We start from the raw sequence: 16154 nt of genomic DNA on the forward strand, positions 1-16154 counted from the left end.
ACTGGCGCCTCGGCAGCTGCCGCGTCCTCACCGAAACCGGGATGCCGTCCGAAGCCGCATGGAAACGCAAGGCAGCAGCCGAAAAGCGTGTCATGCAGCACGCCCATATCGGCTTCAGAAGCGTCGACCGCACCGTGGCGGCGATCGGCGAGGTGCATGAGCAATGCCGCAAGGCAGGCGTGACGATCGACCGTTTCGGCATCACCCTCGACTGGTCGATGGGCTACCCCCAAGCCATGCGCGCCAAGGCTGCGCGCGGCACCGGCATCGTGCTCACCGGCCCCGAGGATTTCGCGCGCATCACCAATGCCGCGCCGGCCGCCGCCCATTTCGGCGACTTCATGCTCGGCCTGCCGGGCGCGGTGGAAAACACCCGCGCCGCGATCGCCGCCGGGGCAACGGCCATCGGCAATCTGGGACAGTATTTCACCTTCCGCCTGCCCTATTGGGACGATGACGTGGCAACCACCGAAGCCACCATCACCGCGCTCGGCCTGATCGCCGCCCAGGATGCCGAAATCCTTGTCCATTCCAATCTCGACGACGGCTTCGCCGGGCTGTTCATCGATATGGCTTGCGCGCTCGGCATGGTGCTGGTCGAGAAGCACATCGTCGAGGATCTGATCGGCGCTCGGCTCGGCCATTGCTACGGCCACCACTTCAGCGATCCGCTGTCGCGCGCTGCTTTCCATGCCGCGCTGGTGCGGGTCAGCGACACGCCGGGGACCATGATCTTCGGCAACACCGTCTCCTACCAGTCGACCCCGGCCGGCAATTACGCAAGCCTGGCGAGTTATCTCCTGGCCGACATACTCGCCGTCGGGCGGTGGCCCTCCGGCCATGCGATCAATCCGGTGCCGGTGACCGAGAACCAGCGCATTCCCGATGTCGACGAGATCATCGACGCGCAGACCTTCGCGCACCGGCTCACGCTGCACGCACCTTTCTACGATCCGGTCTTCGACTGGACCAAGGTGGAAGCGATGGCCGATGTGCTGGTCGAAGGCGGGCGCCGCTTTGCCGGTGCCGTCATCAAGGGGCTGGCCGAGCGGGGGGTGGATACCGAAGACCCGGCCGCGCTGATGTTCGCCATCCGCCGCATGGGGCCGAAACGCATGGAGGCGCTTTTCGGCCCGGGCGCGGACGGCATGCGCGGGCGCACGCCGCTGATCCATGCCGAATGGGCACGCGAACTCAACCACAAGGCCGTCGCCTGGGTCGCAGCACAGAAGCCGCTGGAAAGCCCTAAACCCCTGACCATCTGCATCGGCACGACCGACGTGCATGAGCACGGCAAATATCTCGTCGAACAGGCGCTCGAAGGCCTGGGTATCGTCATCGCCGATGCCGGTGTGGCCGTCGACCCGGAAACGCTCGTCGCCCGCGCCGCCGAAACCGGGGCCGATGCCATCGCCGTCAGCACCTACAATGGCGTGGCGCTGCGTTACGCACAGGCGGTGAAAGCGGCAATGGCGGCACGCGGACTTGCCTTGCCGGTGCTCATCGGCGGACGATTGAATGAAGTGCCCAAGGAGTCCAATTCGGGCCTGCCGGTCGACGTCACCAAGGATATTGCCGACCTTGGATGTCTGCCCTGCGCCGACCTCGACGAGATGCTGCGCGCCCTGCGTTCCATTCGGCCCGCCACTTTCGGGGCGTGATCGGTCTCTCTTTTTGAAACTTGTTTTGCCCTATCGCGCAGAAGCGCTTGCAAAGTGTCGACACTTTTGTATTTAATTTCGGCGCAAACTCGGGGACACCGGTGAAAAACACTCCTTCCGTCGAACAACATCTGGAAATCTATCGCCGGATGCTGCTGGTGCGGCATCTGGAAGAGAGCCTTGGGGCGCTTCACAAGGAAGGACGCACGCGCGGTCCAATCCATCGTTGCGATGGCCAGGAAGCCGTCGGTGTCGCCGCGACCGCCGTGCTGGAGGCCGGCGACAAGGTCGCCACCACCCATCGCGGCCACGCGGTCTATATCGGCAAGGGCATGGCCGTGCACCCGGTAGTGGCCGAGATCTTCGGGCGGGCCACCGGTGCCTGCGGCGGGCGCGCCGGCCACATGCTGGTGGCCGATGCCGAAAAGGGCGTGATCGGCGGCAACGCCATTGTCGGTGCGGGCATTCCGGCCGCCACCGGCATGGCGCTGTCGATGCAGATCCTCGGCACCGGCAATGTCGCCATGTGCGTTTTCGGCGACGGCGCCGCGCAGACCGGCATCTGCCACGAGGCCATGAACATGGCCGGGCTGTGGAAGCTGCCGGTCGTCTTCGTGCTCGAACACAACCAGTTCGGCCTGACCGTTCCCTCCGAGGTCCAGTCGCCGGTCGAGGACCTGTCGATCCGCGCCGCCGGCTATGCGATGCCGGCCGAGATCGTCGATGGCAATGACGCGGTGGCCGTCTACCGCGCCGTGTCGACCATGGTCGAGCGTGCCCGGCGCGGCGAGGGCCCCGGCATGGTCGAATGCAAGACCTACCGGATCGAGGGGTTTTCCACCTCCGACATGGGCGGCTACCAGAAGCCGGAGGACATTGCGGCCTGGAAGGCGCGTGACCCCCTACTCGTCTCGCGCAAGGTGCTTTTGGGCGATGTCGGCGAGGCGAAACTCGCCGGGATCGAGGCGGCGGCCAAGGCTGAGGTCGACGAGGCATTCGCGGCCGCCCTCTCCGACCCGATGCCCGAATTCTCGCTCGACGAAGCCTGCAACCCCTACAGCGAGGCGCACTGACATGGCCATGATGCGGTACGCCGAAGCGCTCAATGCGGCACTGCGCGAAGAAATGCAGGCCGACCCCTCCGTCTTCCTCTTCGGCGAGGACATCGGCCGCTATGGCGGCGTCTTCAAGGTGACGAAAGGGCTGATGGAGGAATTCGGCGAAACGCGGGTGCGCGACACGCCGATCTCCGAACAGGCGCTGACCGCCATGGCGGTGACCGCCGCGATGACCGGCACGCGGCCGGTGCTTGAAATCATGTATGCCGATTTCGTGCCGCTGACACTCGATGCGCTGGTCAACCAGGCCTCGATCTACAACTACATCTGGAACGGCCAGGTGAAGATGCCGTTCGTGCTGCGCACGCAGGGCGGCGGCGGCGCCGGCGCCGGCGCGCAGCACTCCAAGTCGCTCGATTCCATGCTTGCCCACATACCCGGCATCAAGGTCGTTGCCCCTTCGACACCGGCCGACGCCAAGGGCATGCTGAAGGCCGCGATCCGCGACGACCAGCCGGTCGTCTTCCTCGAACACAAGCTGCTCTACAACACCCGTGGCGAAGTGCCGGAAGGCGACGTGACCGTGCCGCTCGGCAAGGCGGCAACCCTGCGCGAAGGCAGCGATATCTCGATCTTCGCCACCTCCAAGATGGTGGTGGAGGCGCTGAAAGCCGCGGATCTTCTCGCAGCTGACGGTGTTTCGGCCGAAATCGTCGATCTCCGGTCGCTGCGCCCGCTCGATGTCAACGCCATCGTCGCCTCGATCGCGAAAACGCACCATGCCGTGGTGGTCAACGAGGGCTGGCGCTTCTGCGGCTACGCCGCCGAGCTTTCGGCAACGATCATGGACCACGCCTTCGACGAACTGGACGCGCCGGTCACGCGCGTCACCTTGCCGGATATGCCGATCCCCTATTCCGAACCGCTGGAAACGGCGATGCTGCCAAGTGCCGAGAAGATCCGCACTGCCGCGCTGAAGACGCTGAAGTGACGGAGGCGGCGATGGCGACCTATCCGATCAGCATCGACAGCGCCGGCGGCGAATATATGGAAGCCGTGCTGGTGATCGGCTGGGCGGTGAAATCAGGCGACCCGGTCAAGACCGGCGACCTTCTCGTCACCGTCGAAACCGCCAAGGCAGCAACCGAGATCGAAGCCGACCGCGACGGCTGGCTGGCGGAAATCTTCTTCGCCGAGGGACAGGAAGCGCCCGTGGGCGCTGTGCTCGGCACGATCGCGGATGAGAAACCGATAGTTGGCGAGAAGCCGATCGCTGGCCAGTCCGCTTCGATCGCGCCGACCACGGCGACGGCTGCGGAACCCAATCCGCGCGAGCCTGTGGCCGGCGACGCGCCTTCCTCCATCCGGCCGCCCGGCAGCCGTGCAATCGCAAGCCCGTTGGCCCGGCGGCTTGCCGCCGCGGCCGGGCTCGACCTTGCCACCATTTCGGGAAGCGGCCCGCATGGACGCATCAAGAAGCGCGACATCGATGCCACCCTTGCCGCCCTCTCGAACGAACATGACGGCGCAGGCCAGCGAACGCCGGCCGCAGTCCAGACATCGCCTGTTGCCGCGCCGGCGCTGGCCCGACAGACGGCGCCCGTGGTCCTTATCCATGGCTTCGGCGCGGATCGCTCTGTGTGGCGGCAGGTTGTCCCGTTGCTCGGGCCCGAGATCGAGACGATCAGCCTCGACCTGCCCGGTCATGGTGCGGAAGCGGCAAGGCCGGCAAGGAGCATCGAGGAGATCGCCTTCCTCCTCTCCGACCGGCTGGAGGAGATGGGCGTGGGCAATGCCCATCTCGTCGGCCACTCCCTGGGCGGCGCGGCGGCTCTCGCGCTCGCCCGGCTGGGCCGTCTCGCGGTGCGCTCCGTGACGCTCCTTGCCCCCGGCGGGCTTGGCCCCGAGATCAATGCAGGCTTCATTGCCGGTCTTGCCCGCGCGACCACGGCGCAGGCCCTCGAGCAGTGGCTGACGGTGATGGTCGGCGACCCCTCGGCCTTGCCGATCGGCTATGCGCAGGCCGCGCTCAGGCAGATGGAAAAGACCGGCAATCGCGACGCGCTCGCGGCGATGGCCGAAAGCTTGTTCCCGGACGGCACCCAGGGTTTCGATCTGGTGAGCGCGCTTGGCGAACTTGCCGTGCCGACGCGGCTCATTTGGGGCAGGCTCGACCGCGTCATTCCGGTCGCCCATGCGGCCCGCGCGCCGGGCTTCACTGCTGTTCATCTTCTCGATGGCATTGGCCATGTACCGCAGATTGAGGCTCCGGCGCTCACGGCCCGGCTGATCACCGAGACGGTGCGGAGCGCCGGCTGAGCCGGCAATCCGCTCAAACTCGCCTAGCCCCGCGGATCAACCACGGGAGACAGACAAGACCACATGATGCCGGCGCCGAAGGCGCCGGAACAGAATGCCAGAAGGAGTGCCCGATATGATTTTCGACCATCGCACCTACACCGCCCGCCCGAACAAGCTGTCGCATTTCCTCACACTCTACGAGGAGGTCGGCCTGCCGATGCAGCAGCACTATCTGGGCGAGCCCTTCGGCTTCTTCCAGACGCATATCGGCGACCTGTCGCGCACCGTGCATCTGTGGAAATATGAAAGCCTTGCCGATCGGGAGGAGCGGCGCGATCGCATGGAAGCCGATCCCGAATGGCAGGCCTATCGGCGCAAGGTGATCGAAACCGATTATCTTCTCGACATGCGCAACCAAATCCTCAAACCCGTCTCCTTCTTCAATCCCGGAAAGTAAGATGGACCTGATTTTCTCTGCCGAAGGGCGCAGCTGGCCGCTGCGCCTGACCGGCGATGCCGACCGCACGCGCCGCGCGCTGCTTTCGGCCCTGCCGATGCGTCTGCAGCTCCACACGCCCAAGATCGCCGGCAGCCATATCTATTGGCATGCCCCCTTCGTGGAGGATGTGGAGGGTGCAACGCATGTGCTTTCCGCAACCGCGGGCGCTTTCATCTACTGGCCGGTGCGGCAGTTCCTTGAAATCACCTTCGCGCCGCTCCAGGCAGAAAATGCCGAGATCACCGTTCTCGGCCATCTCGACGCGCCGGTGGAAGGCATTGCCGAGCTTGCCGCGACACTGAAGCAGGACCAGGGCCGCCGTATTCTGGAAGGTACGCTTGTCCGGTCGGATGGCGGCGTGTCCGAGCTGTCGGCGCCATCGTCGCTGCCGCAGGATATCATTGCTGCGCGCAAGGCGCTTTGGGCGGACTGTCCCGCCGACATCAGTCATGTCACCACCTCCCGAGCCATCATGCACCCGGCAGGTCCCGTCTTCACCGCGGAGTCGGAAGCGCGTGTGCTGCACGAATTCCTCTGGTGGATCCGCGCCGAGCGCGGCGGAAAGGACGAAATGGTGCTGCGCCAGGCGGCAGCAATCGCGCTCGACAAGACCGCGACCCGCCTGCGCGACTTCTGCCACATGGAGGAAACGCCGGCTCTGCTTTTCCGGCTCAAGGCGGCGATGGACGATCGACATCCCTTCGATGCCCTGATCGACGAGGCAATCCTGGTTGCCGGACGGATCGGCGCCTGGCTCGATCTTCTCATCCCGTGGAACGACCTCAACGAGGCCTTCCGCGCAGCGCTTGACGGCAGGAGGGCCAGGTGATGCAAAAACTGACCATCGGCATTGTGGGTTTCGGCGTGATCGGGCAGCGCTGGACGGCTTGCTTTGCCCATGCCGGCCACGCGGTGCGCGTGTTCGATCCGACGGAGCGGCGCGAAGCGGCTTTCAATGAGGTGCTGCCTGCACTCATGGCCGACCTCGACGCGTTGAAAGGATCCTCGGCCTCGGCCGCGCCCGGTGCGATCCGTCTTTTCCCGACGCTTGCCGAGACGCTCGAAGGCGTCGATTTCGTGCAGGAGAACGGTCCGGAAGACCTGGCCCTCAAGCGCCGGCTGCTGGCCGAAATCGAAGACCATGTCGGCGATGAGGTCGTGATCGCTTCCTCCTCCTCGGCCTTGCTCGTGTCCGACATGCAGGACGAATGCCGCCTGCCCGGCCGCGTCGTGCTCGGTCATCCCTTCAATCCGGCGCATCTGATGCCGCTGGTCGAGATCGTCGGCGGCAAGGCGTCGGATCCGCAGGCGATCGCCCGGGCACACGCGATCTACGAGGCCATCGGCAAGAAACCGGTGACGCTCAACCGGGAAGTGACCGGCCATATCGCCTTGCGCCTGATGGGCGCCATGTGGCGCGAGGCGATCGCGCTGGTGCGCGACGGCGTCGCCTCGGTCGAGGACGTGGATCGTGCCTTCATGTATGGGCCGGGTGCGAAATGGACCCTGCAAGGTTCGTTCATTTCCAACAGCCTCAACGCCGATGGCATCGAGGATTTCCTGCACAAATATGGCCCGACCTATCAGGCGATCTGGGACACGCTGCTCGACGCAAAGCTCGACAGCGAGACCATTCGCGCGATCACGGCTTCGACAAATGCGGCGGTGGGCGGGCGCAGCCACGAGGAACTGAAGGCCGCGCGCGAGGCAGGCCTCGTCGGCATTTTGAAAACAGTGGCCGAACGCGGCGCGCTTTAACTCTTTGTTTTGACGCAATTCCGGACGGAAAACCGTTTCACACTTTTCCTGGAATTGCTCTGATCATCACGGTTCAGGAGAATGGCCATGACCTATCGCACCGCCCTTGTCACCGGCGCCTCGAAAGGCATCGGCGCAGCGATCGTCGAGAGCCTGGTCGTGGAAGGATTGACCGTCCATGCGTTGGCGCGCAACCATGGCGCGCTGCAGGTCCTGCAGGAGAGGCTCGGGCCGCGCGTAAAGCCGCTCGTTGCCGATGTGCGCGACCACGAAGCGATCGCCGCTGCGCTCGGTGCGGCGGAAATTGATGTGTTGATCAACAATGCCGGCGGTCTGGCGACGGTGCGCCCTCTGCATGAGCAGAGCGCGGAGGAAACAGCCGAGGTGGTGGCGCTGAATCTCACCGCACCCTTGCAGCTCATCCGCATGTTGCTGCCGGGCATGATCGCGCGCAAGCGTGGCCATATCTTCAACCTGACCAGCACGGCGGCCAGTGGCGTCTTTCCCGGCACGACGACCTACGGTGCGGCAAAGGCCGGCCTTTCCCAGGCCGGCCGCGTCCTGCGCTTCGATCTGGCAGGCACCGGCGTGCGGCTGACCGAGATCGCCCCCGGCCGCGTGGAGACGGATTTCTACCTGAAGGCCTTCGACGGCGACCGCGAGGGCCTGCGCAAGCGCATGTACTCGCAACAGCGGCCGCTCGGCCCGGTCGATATTGCCGCCGTGCTCGTTGCCGCGCTGCGGATGCCGGATCATGTCGACATCGCCGAATTGATCGTTGCGCCAAGCGAACAGGCACCCGGCGGCCATACCTATCCGCCCGCGCCGCAACGATGAGCGGACCGCAGGTGTCAGCGACACCGCGCCTCAGCCTGGCTCCGTCAATTTGTCGAGCACGGCCGTGCAAGCCTCGTCCCAGGCCTCCGGCACACCGCGCGCCGAAAGCACCTGCAGGCCCCGCTCGGTGATGCCGCCCGGTGTCACCAGCTCCTCGAGCATCCGGTCCATCGGCTGGTCCTTCTCCTCAATCAGCCGCCCGGCGGCCACGAACGTCAGCGCCGTCAGCCGGCGGCCAATTGCCGGATCGAGACCTTGCGCGCTCGACCATTCAGTCGTCTTGCGGATCAGATCCTGCACCCAGCCATAGACGGCTGCATTGACCGTCGCCACCTCGAAGTCCGTTTCGCTGGCGAGCGCAATCGAGGGGCCGAGCCGGTCGAGAACCGCCCGCGCCTGCTCAAGGTCGGGGAAATAGATCGTCGGACTGGCACAGATTTCGGAAGCCGTGAACGGCATGGCGCGAACAGCGCGCGCGGGCGCGACCGCAAACCGCGACAGCGGTACGCCGGCGCAAACCGAAACCAGCGTCTGGTCCGTGCGCCAAGGCAGGCCGGCGACCGCGTCCGGCGCATGCGCAGGCCGTACGGCGACAATGACGACATCGGATCGTTCGACGAGATCGCGATTGTCGGTTGCCAACCGAAAGCCGTAGCGGGCTGAAAGCGCAGCCGCCTTGCCGCGCGGCGACAGCACGATTGCCGCGGGATCCAGCCCGGAACGCAGGAAACCAGCCAGCATGGACGCCGCCAGATGCCCGACGCCAAGAATGCCTACAATCATTGTTGTCCCCCGGATTTGAACCTGCTGCTTGCCATTCACACGAAGTTGGGAAAGAAAGGCGCTCTACGAAGTGTAGACACAGCCTGCATACAAATCAGATGAGAATCGTCGTGACCGAACGAGCCGAGACCAGCGCCGATAGCGACCCATCCCTTGCCAATGAGGCCGAAACGCGCCGCGCTGCCGACAGCAGCGAACGCGCCTACAACACCATCCGCAAGCTTCTCGTCGAGTTCAAGCTGAAGCCCGGCGAACGTATCAACGAAGTCCAGCTTTCGCGCAGCCTCGGCGTGTCGCGCACACCGATCCGCGAGGCGCTGAACCGGCTCGCCTCGGAGGGTTTCGTTTCGCTCACGCCCAATCGCGGCTTTTTCGTCAGGAGCCTCAGCACCGAGGGCCTGCTCGACCTCTACGAGTTCCGCTCGATCATCGAATGCGCTGCCTTCAAGCTGATGTGCGAACGCGCCGACGACAGTGAAATCGACCGGCTGCGGAGCTACTGGGAAGCGATCGTCGACGCTTACCCCAACCAGCCGCCGGACATCATCCTGGCCGAGGACGAAGGCTTCCATCTGCTTATCGCCGAACTGTCGGGAAATCCGGAACTCGTCGGCCAGCTCACCTCCATCAATGCGCGTATCCGCTTCATCCGCCGCATCCAGATCGAACATCCCTCGCATGACAGGACGCAGATCACCTCTCACTCGGCAATCGTCGATGCCGCCGTCAGGCGGGATGTCGAAAACGGCATGAAACTGTTGCGCGAACATATCGAGATGACCGTCTCCGCCACGCAGCAGGCGCTCAAGGACGCCCTGCTCAAGGTTTTCGCGCCCGACAACGGCGCCGATCTGAAGCGCCGGCGAAGGACCCGCGACGCATAATCGATATCTGAGCACAAAATTGAACGCAATAGTGTCGACACTTTCTTGACGACAGTCTCTTTGTCTGCTTCGATGGGTTCCAAGGGAGAGAAGACCGGAACGGCCGCTCCCGTCGTGACCAGTAGCCAAGGGGAACCATCATGAGAAAATTTATCGCCACGCTCCTTCTCGGAGCATCGCTGTTCGCGGGTCCGGCCATGGCCGAGCAGATCACGATTGGTCTATCCGCTCCGCTCTCCGGCCCGCAGGCCTATTTCGGCACCACATGGCATAACGGCTTCAAGCTCTATGTCGACAAGTTGAACGCCGATGGTGGGGTCAATGGCGTGACCGTCGCCTATGACCAGCAAGACGACAAGGCGGATCCGCGCGAGGGAACGCTCGTGGCGCAAAAGTTCTGCGACAATGACAAGGTGGTTCTGGGCCTCGTCAACTTCAATTCCGGCGTCGCCCAGTCCACTCTGCCGATCTACGAGGATTGCTCGCTGCCGACGATGACCTTCGGCTCCAACCCTTCGCTCACCAAGCAGGGCTACAAGCTCATGGTGCGTCCGGTCGCGAACGATCTGGCGGGGGCGCTGCTGCCGGCTGAATACGCGCTCGGCAAGCTTGGCGCCAAGACGGCCCTGGTCGTCAACGACAAGCAGGTTTTCGGCCAGGGCATCTCCGAAATCTTTGCCAAGAACTTCCAGGATGGCGGCGGCAAGGTCATCGACACGATTTCGGTCGCGCCAAGCGATGTGGACTTCGCCGCCGTGCTGGCGCAGATCAAGCCGAAGAAGCCCGACGTCATCTATCTCGGTGCCGTCATGCCGCAGCTGGCGCTCTTTGCAAAGCAGATGCATGAGCAAGGCATCACCGCCACCCTGATCGTACCCGACGGCGGCTATACGCCGGACCTGATCAAACAGGCCGGCGAGCCCAACGTTCAGGGCACGCTCGTCGCTATCCAGGTGCCGCCGATGGATGCCTCGCCGGAGATCGCCGAGTTCGCCAAGCTCTACAAAGCCAAGTACGGTGAGGATGCCGGCCCTTACTCGATCTATGGCTATGTGCAGGGCCAGATCCTCGAACAGGTGCTGAAGACAACCAAGGGCCTGACGCGCGAGGACATCAACACGGCGCTGCACGCGGTCAAGGTCAAGACCGCCGTGGGTGAACTGGAATTCGACGAAACGGGCGAACTTAAAGTCGCCCCATCGTACCTCTACAAGGTCGAGGGGTCGAAGTTCCAGCTTGTCGGCTCGAAATAGCAGCCGGGCACCGGGGCCGCCTGCCTTTTGAAGGCGGCTCCTCTTGCCTGTCGACGGCCGCGCCTGACAGAGTGCGATGGCCGGCTCGACCGGTTGATCGCGAACCCATTGCACAGGACACCAGCCCATGCTGGGAAACCTCATTCAGCAGACGGTCAACGCGTTGACCATCGGCTCGATCTACGCGCTGATCGCGCTCGGCTACACGATGGTCTATGGCGTGCTGCGCATGATCAATTTCGCCCATGGCGAGATGTTCATGCTCGGTGCCTATGTCGCCTTTCTGATCCTCAGCATGCTGGTCGGCGATGTCGGCATGGCGGGCGCGATTGCGCTTACCGTGGCCTTTGTCGTCGCTGTCTTCCTGGTGGGCCTCATCGGCGTCGGTATTGAACGCGTTGCCTACAAACCGTTGCGAAATTCCACCCGGCTGGCGCCGATGCTGTCCTCGCTTGGCGTCTCGCTCTCGCTGGTCACCGGCATGCAGATTCTTGCCGGCCCGCAGCCGGTCGCCTTTCCGAGCTTCTTCCCCGTCGTCCGCTATGAAGTGCTGGGCGGCACCATCACCTCGATGCAGATCGGCATCCTCGTCGCCGCCTTCGTGTTGATGTTCGGCCTGCATTTCCTGGTCAACCGCAGCCGCATCGGCATCATCGTGCGTGCCGTTTCGGAAAGCCGCCCTACCGCACAGCTTCTGGGCATCAACGTCAACGGCGCGATCTCGATGGTGTTCTTCGTCGGCCCGCTGCTCGGCGCGGCCGGCGGCATCCTCTATGCCAGCTACTACGGCATCATGTCGCCGACCATGGGCGCCGTCATTGGCCTGAAGGCCTTCACCGCGGCGATCCTCGGCGGCATCGGCTCCATTCCCGGCGCCATGCTTGGCGCCTTCATCCTCGCCTTCGTCGAAGTGGGCGGAACCGCGCTGCTGCCCGTCATCACCCATGGCGTCCTGGGTACCGAATATCGCGATGTGCTCACCTTCGCGATCCTCATACTCGTGCTTCTCGTTCGCCCCGCCGGCATATTGGGCGAGGCCGTGTCCGAGGAAAGCATCGTGTACAAGAGGGAGTTCTGATGTCCGTCGCCGAGAGCCTCGCGGCTGTCAGGCCGCGTTCAAGCCGGGCCGTCGCGTTCCTTGTCTTTGCCGTCGCAATCGCGCTGATCGCGGCGACGCCCTTCCTGCCCAACTACTACATCCGCGTCATCGACAGCCTGCTGATCTACATCCTGCTCGGCATCGGCCTGAACATCGTGATCGGCTATACCGGCCTGCTCGATCTCGGCTTCGTCGCCTTCTACGCGGTCGGTGCGTACAGCTATGCGCTGCTTGCCAGCCCCCAGCTCGACCTGCATCTGCCTTTCCTGCTCATTCTGGTCGTAGCCGCCTGCCTTGGTGCGATCACCGGCATATTGCTCGGCATCCCGGTGTTGAGATTGCGCGGCGACTATCTTGCCATCGTCACCCTCGGCTTCGGCGAGATCGTGCGCATCATCATCAACAATGTCGACTGGCTTACCGGTGGGCCGAAAGGCATCGCCCGCCTCGACAAAGCTTCGATCCTCGGCATCCAGATCGCCCGACCCGTCGATTTCTTCTGGCTCCTGCTCGTCGTCGTGCTGCTGGCCGGCCTTGTCGCCTGGCGGCTGGAGCGGTCCATCCTCGGCAAGGCCTGGGCAGCGATCCGTGAGGACCAGGACGCCGCGCGCGGCATCGGCATCAACACGACCAACGCCAAGCTTGCCGCCTTTGCCACCTCCGCGACGATCGGTTCGATCGCGGGCGCAATCTTCGCGGCCTCCCAGCGCTTCGTCAGCCCGGAGAGTTTCACGCTTCAGGAATCGGTGCTGATCGTGCTGATGATCGTGATCGGCGGCATCGGCAACATTCTCGGCATCGTCGCCGGTGCGGCAATCCTGATCCTGCTGCCGGAAGTGCTGCGCGAATTCGCCGAATGGCGCATCCTCTTCCTCGGGCTGTTGATGATCTTCCTGATCATCGTGCGCCCGGCCGGCATCGTTCCGCGCAGCTTCGGACCAGACAAGCTCATCCGGAGGCTGTTCGGCAAATGACCCTGGTCTTCAACAAGCTACGGAAGGAGTATGGCCAGGTCGTCGCCATCGATGACGTGACCGCCTCCTTCGCCCCCGGGCTGATCCACGGTGTGATCGGACCCAATGGCGCCGGCAAGTCGACGCTCATCAACATGACCGCCGGCTCCTACACCGTCTCCGCCGGATCAATCATGCTCGACGGCAAACGCCTCGACAAGCTCAAGAAATATCAGATCGCCAATTCGGGAGTCGCCCGCACCTATCAGAACATCCGTCTCTTCGACCAGATGACCGCGCTCGAAAACCTCGAGGTCTGCTTCTATCCGAGCGATGTCGGCGGCACCTGGAAAGAAGTCGTGTGGCCGCCCTATGCCTCGGCCCGGCGCGACCGCCGACGCGAGAAATGCATGGAGATCTTGCGCCTCTTCGATCTGCAAGGCCATGCCGATGCGGAAGCCGGCAGCCTGCCCTATGGCCGGCAGCGCATGCTGGAAATCGCCCGCGCGCTGGTTTGCAATCCGCGCCTGCTGCTGCTTGACGAGCCCGCCGCCGGGCTGAACCATCATGAAACGGCGGATCTGACCGCGAAGCTCGCCGCCCAGCGCTCGCCCGACCGGATCACGATCATCGTCGAGCACGACATGGATCTGGTCATGGCGCTCTGCGACAACATCATCGTCATGCATCACGGAAAGCTGCTTTTTCAGGGAACACCCGCCGAGGTGCAGGCCAGCACCGACGTCCAACTCGCCTATCTGGGAACCGCCAATGACATCGACGACATCCGAGCCGCTGCTCAGGATCGCCGGGCTCAGCTCGGGATACGGACGCGTCGGCGTTCTTGAAGACATAAACGTCGACGTCGATCCGCACGAGATCGTCGTTGTTCTCGGCCCGAACGGCGCCGGCAAGACGACGCTGCTCAACTCCATCTCCGGCGTTGCGCGTCCGACCGCCGGCAGCATCACCTTCGAAGGACGCGACATCACCGGCCTGCGGCCGGAGCAGGTCGTGCGCCTGGGCATCACCCATTGCCCGGAAGGCCGCCAGATCTTCCAGCGCCTGACGGTGGAAGAAAACCTGGTCGCCGCCCATGTCGGGCGCGGCGGCAAGAGCTTCGAAGCGCTGCGCGCCGAGGCCTTCGATCTCTTTCCGGTGCTGAAAGAGCGGCGCAACGGCATGGCGAGCCGCATGTCCGGCGGCCAGCAACAGATGCTTGCGATTGGTCGCGCGCTGATGGCCGAACCGAAACTCCTGATGCTCGACGAACCGTCTCTCGGCCTTGCCCCGAAGATCGTTCATCAGATCTTCCGCATCATCCTCGACCTGTCGCGCAACGGCATCTCCATCCTGCTCGTCGAGCAGAACGTTCAGCTCGCGCTCGAATGCGGCGACTACGCCTATCTGCTGAATACCGGCAAGGTGAAGCTTCACGCCCCCGCACAGGAAATGGCCGAGCATTCAGCCTTGAGCGAGCACTATCTCGGCGGCGCCACCGTGGAAGTTCTTCATGTTTGAGGTCGACTGGAAGACGCCGCATCTGTGGCGCAAGACTGCGGATCTGCGCCAGACGGCTCCGGCGCTCCAGGGCGATCTGAAGACGGATGTGCTGGTCGTCGGTGGCGGCTTCACCGGCATGGCCGCGGCACTCGGCGCGCGCGACAGCGGCGTCGATGTCATCATGCTCGAAGGCAACGAGATCGGCTCGGCGGCTTCCGGCCGCAACAACGGCCTCGTCATCTCCCACCATTCCAAGGCATCACCTTCGGAATTCGAAGCGGCATATGGAAAGACGGTAGGCACCCGCTACAACCGCATGGTGGCGGATGCGGCCGGTGTGGCCTTCGGCCTGATGCAGCGCTTCAACATCGATGCGCACCAGGTGCAGGAAGGCTGGATCCAGCCCGCGCACACCGAGGCGACGCTTGCCCGCACCCGCCAGTTCTACGAGGAGTGGAAAGCCTTCGGCGCCAATGTCTCCAGCCTCGACCGCGACGAAGCCACCGCACGCATCGGCAGTCCCTATCTCGGCGGCTGGATGGTGCACAATTCGGGCCATATCAACCCGTTTGCCATGACCATCGGCCTTGCCGCGGCGCTGGAGCGCGAAGGCGTGACCATCTGCGAGAACTCCCGGGCAACGCGCATCGAGAAAATGGAGGGCGGCTGGCGCGTCTTCACCGCGTCGGGAAGCGTCACCGCACCGGAGGTGGTGCTGGCGACCAACGCGCTGACCGGTGACATCTGGCCAGGGCTCAAGAAGACGCTGGTGCCGCTAAAAGTGTTCCAGGCGGCGACCAACCCTCTGCCGGAGGAGGTGCGCGCGAAAATCCTTGTCGGCAATCCAGCCGTATCCGACATGCGCAACGACATCCGCTATTTCCACTATGACCGCGACAACCGGCTGGTCAGCGGCGGAACGCATACGTTCTGGTTCGGCGAGGCCGATCGCGGCCGCGCCAAGGTCTCGCGCATGCTGGGCAAGGCCTTTTTCGCTTTTGGCGGCGAACCGGAGATGGTGGAATATTGGCACGGGACGTTCGCGGTGGTGCCCGACCGCAGGCCGCGCCTTTATCGTCTGGCACCCGGTCTTGTGTTTGGCGGCGTCTATTCCGGTCGTGGCGTGGCACTCTCCATGTCGCTTGGCCAGGAAATCGGCCGCTGGGCGGCAGGTCGGCGTACGGATGAGCAGATGTCGCTTCCGGTCACCAATATGAAGCCGGTTCCCTTCCATCCGATCGCGGTGCAGGTAGCCAACCGCATGCACGCCTGGAACCGCTTTCAGGATAAAGGCTCCTAAGCCTTCAGGATCGATCAACGATGGCGTCCATCCGGCATGTTCCGAGAAGCCAGCCCCCCAAAACAAAAACGGCCCGCTTTGAGCGGGCCGTTTGATTACTGAAGTTTGGTTGCGGGGACAGGATTTGTCTTTTTTGTCCCACTGCGTCGGCTTCGCCTGCTTGCGGGCCCCTGAGCCAGGGCAAATCGATGGCCACCACAGCCGAATATCAAAACGGCCCGCACGAGGCGGGCCGTTTTGATATCTGGTTGCGGGGACAGGATTT

At 64.0% G+C, this 16154-nt stretch carries 16 protein-coding genes; 15 read left to right on the forward strand and 1 reads right to left on the reverse strand.

Annotated features, from left to right (window positions below):
- The 8 genes from FCU66_RS35910 to FCU66_RS35945 all read left to right on the forward strand — a co-directional run.
- On the forward strand, nt 1–1661 hold a 1661-nt coding region (locus FCU66_RS35910; RefSeq protein WP_136625485.1), incomplete at its 5' end, for a cobalamin B12-binding domain-containing protein.
- A gap of 101 nt (nt 1662–1762) precedes the next feature.
- Nucleotides 1763–2734: a thiamine pyrophosphate-dependent dehydrogenase E1 component subunit alpha gene (locus FCU66_RS35915; protein WP_136618917.1), complete on the forward strand. Its 972-nt coding sequence runs from the start codon at nt 1763–1765 to the stop codon at nt 2732–2734.
- 1 nt (nt 2735) lies between these two features.
- Complete coding sequence (locus tag FCU66_RS35920) at nt 2736–3710, forward strand: alpha-ketoacid dehydrogenase subunit beta (protein WP_136618918.1); 975 nt, start codon at nt 2736–2738, stop codon at nt 3708–3710.
- An 11-nt stretch (nt 3711–3721) separates the two neighbouring features.
- Nucleotides 3722–5038: an acetoin dehydrogenase dihydrolipoyllysine-residue acetyltransferase subunit gene (locus FCU66_RS35925; protein ID WP_136618919.1), complete on the forward strand. Its 1317-nt coding sequence runs from the start codon at nt 3722–3724 to the stop codon at nt 5036–5038.
- A 115-nt stretch (nt 5039–5153) separates the two neighbouring features.
- Complete coding sequence (locus FCU66_RS35930; protein WP_136618920.1) at nt 5154–5477, forward strand: NIPSNAP family protein; 324 nt, start codon at nt 5154–5156, stop codon at nt 5475–5477.
- Between the two features lies 1 nt (nt 5478).
- The gene (locus tag FCU66_RS35935) at nt 5479–6348 is read left to right on the forward strand and encodes a hypothetical protein (protein WP_136618921.1); all 870 of its coding nucleotides are present in this window, start codon (nt 5479–5481) and stop codon (nt 6346–6348) included.
- Nucleotides 6348–7277 (forward strand): 3-hydroxyacyl-CoA dehydrogenase NAD-binding domain-containing protein, encoded by a 930-nt coding sequence (locus FCU66_RS35940; RefSeq protein WP_136618922.1) that lies wholly within the window; start codon nt 6348–6350, stop codon nt 7275–7277. Before FCU66_RS35935 ends, FCU66_RS35940 begins: the two co-directional genes overlap by 1 nt.
- 87 nt (nt 7278–7364) lie before the next feature.
- The gene (locus FCU66_RS35945) at nt 7365–8114 is read left to right on the forward strand and encodes an SDR family oxidoreductase (RefSeq protein WP_168991927.1); all 750 of its coding nucleotides are present in this window, start codon (nt 7365–7367) and stop codon (nt 8112–8114) included.
- Nucleotides 8115–8144: 30 nt separating this feature from the next.
- Here the strand turns inward: FCU66_RS35945 and FCU66_RS35950 are convergent, their stop codons facing one another.
- Nucleotides 8145–8897, reverse strand: coding sequence for a pyrroline-5-carboxylate reductase family protein (locus tag FCU66_RS35950; RefSeq protein WP_136618924.1), 753 nt, complete (start codon nt 8895–8897; stop codon nt 8145–8147).
- Nucleotides 8898–9007: 110 nt separating this feature from the next.
- Between FCU66_RS35950 and FCU66_RS35955 the strand changes: the two genes are divergently transcribed.
- The 7 genes from FCU66_RS35955 (at nt 9008) to FCU66_RS35985 (ending at nt 15889) form a co-directional block, all read left to right on the forward strand.
- A complete protein-coding gene (locus FCU66_RS35955; protein WP_168991928.1) occupies nt 9008–9781 on the forward strand; it encodes a GntR family transcriptional regulator in 774 nt (257 codons plus the stop codon).
- Nucleotides 9782–9921: 140 nt separating this feature from the next.
- On the forward strand, nt 9922–11034 hold the full coding sequence (locus FCU66_RS35960; RefSeq protein ID WP_136618926.1) for a branched-chain amino acid ABC transporter substrate-binding protein: 1113 nt from the start codon (nt 9922–9924) through the stop codon (nt 11032–11034).
- Nucleotides 11035–11161: 127 nt separating this feature from the next.
- Nucleotides 11162–12112 (forward strand): branched-chain amino acid ABC transporter permease, encoded by a 951-nt coding sequence (locus tag FCU66_RS35965; protein WP_246094173.1) that lies wholly within the window; start codon nt 11162–11164, stop codon nt 12110–12112.
- Nucleotides 12112–13107: a branched-chain amino acid ABC transporter permease gene (locus FCU66_RS35970; RefSeq protein WP_136618927.1), complete on the forward strand. Its 996-nt coding sequence runs from the start codon at nt 12112–12114 to the stop codon at nt 13105–13107. The genes FCU66_RS35965 and FCU66_RS35970 overlap by 1 nt, the downstream gene beginning before the upstream one ends.
- The gene (locus FCU66_RS35975) at nt 13104–13934 is read left to right on the forward strand and encodes an ABC transporter ATP-binding protein (RefSeq protein WP_136618928.1); all 831 of its coding nucleotides are present in this window, start codon (nt 13104–13106) and stop codon (nt 13932–13934) included. Before FCU66_RS35970 ends, FCU66_RS35975 begins: the two co-directional genes overlap by 4 nt.
- Entirely contained in the window at nt 13858–14607 is a 750-nt protein-coding gene (locus FCU66_RS35980) for an ABC transporter ATP-binding protein (RefSeq protein WP_109658634.1), read from the forward strand. The genes FCU66_RS35975 and FCU66_RS35980 overlap by 77 nt, the downstream gene beginning before the upstream one ends.
- Entirely contained in the window at nt 14600–15889 is a 1290-nt protein-coding gene (locus FCU66_RS35985) for an NAD(P)/FAD-dependent oxidoreductase (protein WP_136618929.1), read from the forward strand. Before FCU66_RS35980 ends, FCU66_RS35985 begins: the two co-directional genes overlap by 8 nt.
- Nucleotides 15890–16154: the final 265 nt, after the last annotated feature.

Source organism: Mesorhizobium norvegicum (assembly GCF_004919685.1).
Taxonomy (GTDB): domain Bacteria; phylum Pseudomonadota; class Alphaproteobacteria; order Rhizobiales; family Rhizobiaceae; genus Mesorhizobium; species Mesorhizobium norvegicum.

Excerpts from the sequence above, each read along its gene's own strand:
- FCU66_RS35920 (WP_136618918.1), top strand. The coding sequence starts at position 2,736 with ATGGCCATGATGCGGTACGCCGAAGCGCTCAATGCGGCACTGCGCGAA.
- FCU66_RS35925 (WP_136618919.1), top strand. The coding sequence starts at position 3,722 with ATGGCGACCTATCCGATCAGCATCGACAGCGCCGGCGGCGAATATATG.
- FCU66_RS35930 (WP_136618920.1), top strand. The coding sequence starts at position 5,154 with ATGATTTTCGACCATCGCACCTACACCGCCCGCCCGAACAAGCTGTCG.
- FCU66_RS35935 (WP_136618921.1), top strand. The coding sequence starts at position 5,479 with ATGGACCTGATTTTCTCTGCCGAAGGGCGCAGCTGGCCGCTGCGCCTG.
- FCU66_RS35940 (WP_136618922.1), top strand. The coding sequence starts at position 6,348 with ATGCAAAAACTGACCATCGGCATTGTGGGTTTCGGCGTGATCGGGCAG.
- FCU66_RS35945 (WP_168991927.1), top strand. The coding sequence starts at position 7,365 with ATGACCTATCGCACCGCCCTTGTCACCGGCGCCTCGAAAGGCATCGGC.
- FCU66_RS35950 (WP_136618924.1), bottom strand. The coding sequence starts at position 8,897 with ATGATTGTAGGCATTCTTGGCGTCGGGCATCTGGCGGCGTCCATGCTG.
- FCU66_RS35960 (WP_136618926.1), top strand. The coding sequence starts at position 9,922 with ATGAGAAAATTTATCGCCACGCTCCTTCTCGGAGCATCGCTGTTCGCG.
- FCU66_RS35965 (WP_246094173.1), top strand. The coding sequence starts at position 11,162 with ATGCTGGGAAACCTCATTCAGCAGACGGTCAACGCGTTGACCATCGGC.
- FCU66_RS35970 (WP_136618927.1), top strand. The coding sequence starts at position 12,112 with ATGTCCGTCGCCGAGAGCCTCGCGGCTGTCAGGCCGCGTTCAAGCCGG.
- FCU66_RS35975 (WP_136618928.1), top strand. The coding sequence starts at position 13,104 with ATGACCCTGGTCTTCAACAAGCTACGGAAGGAGTATGGCCAGGTCGTC.
- FCU66_RS35980 (WP_109658634.1), top strand. The coding sequence starts at position 13,858 with ATGACATCGACGACATCCGAGCCGCTGCTCAGGATCGCCGGGCTCAGC.
- FCU66_RS35985 (WP_136618929.1), top strand. The coding sequence starts at position 14,600 with ATGTTTGAGGTCGACTGGAAGACGCCGCATCTGTGGCGCAAGACTGCG.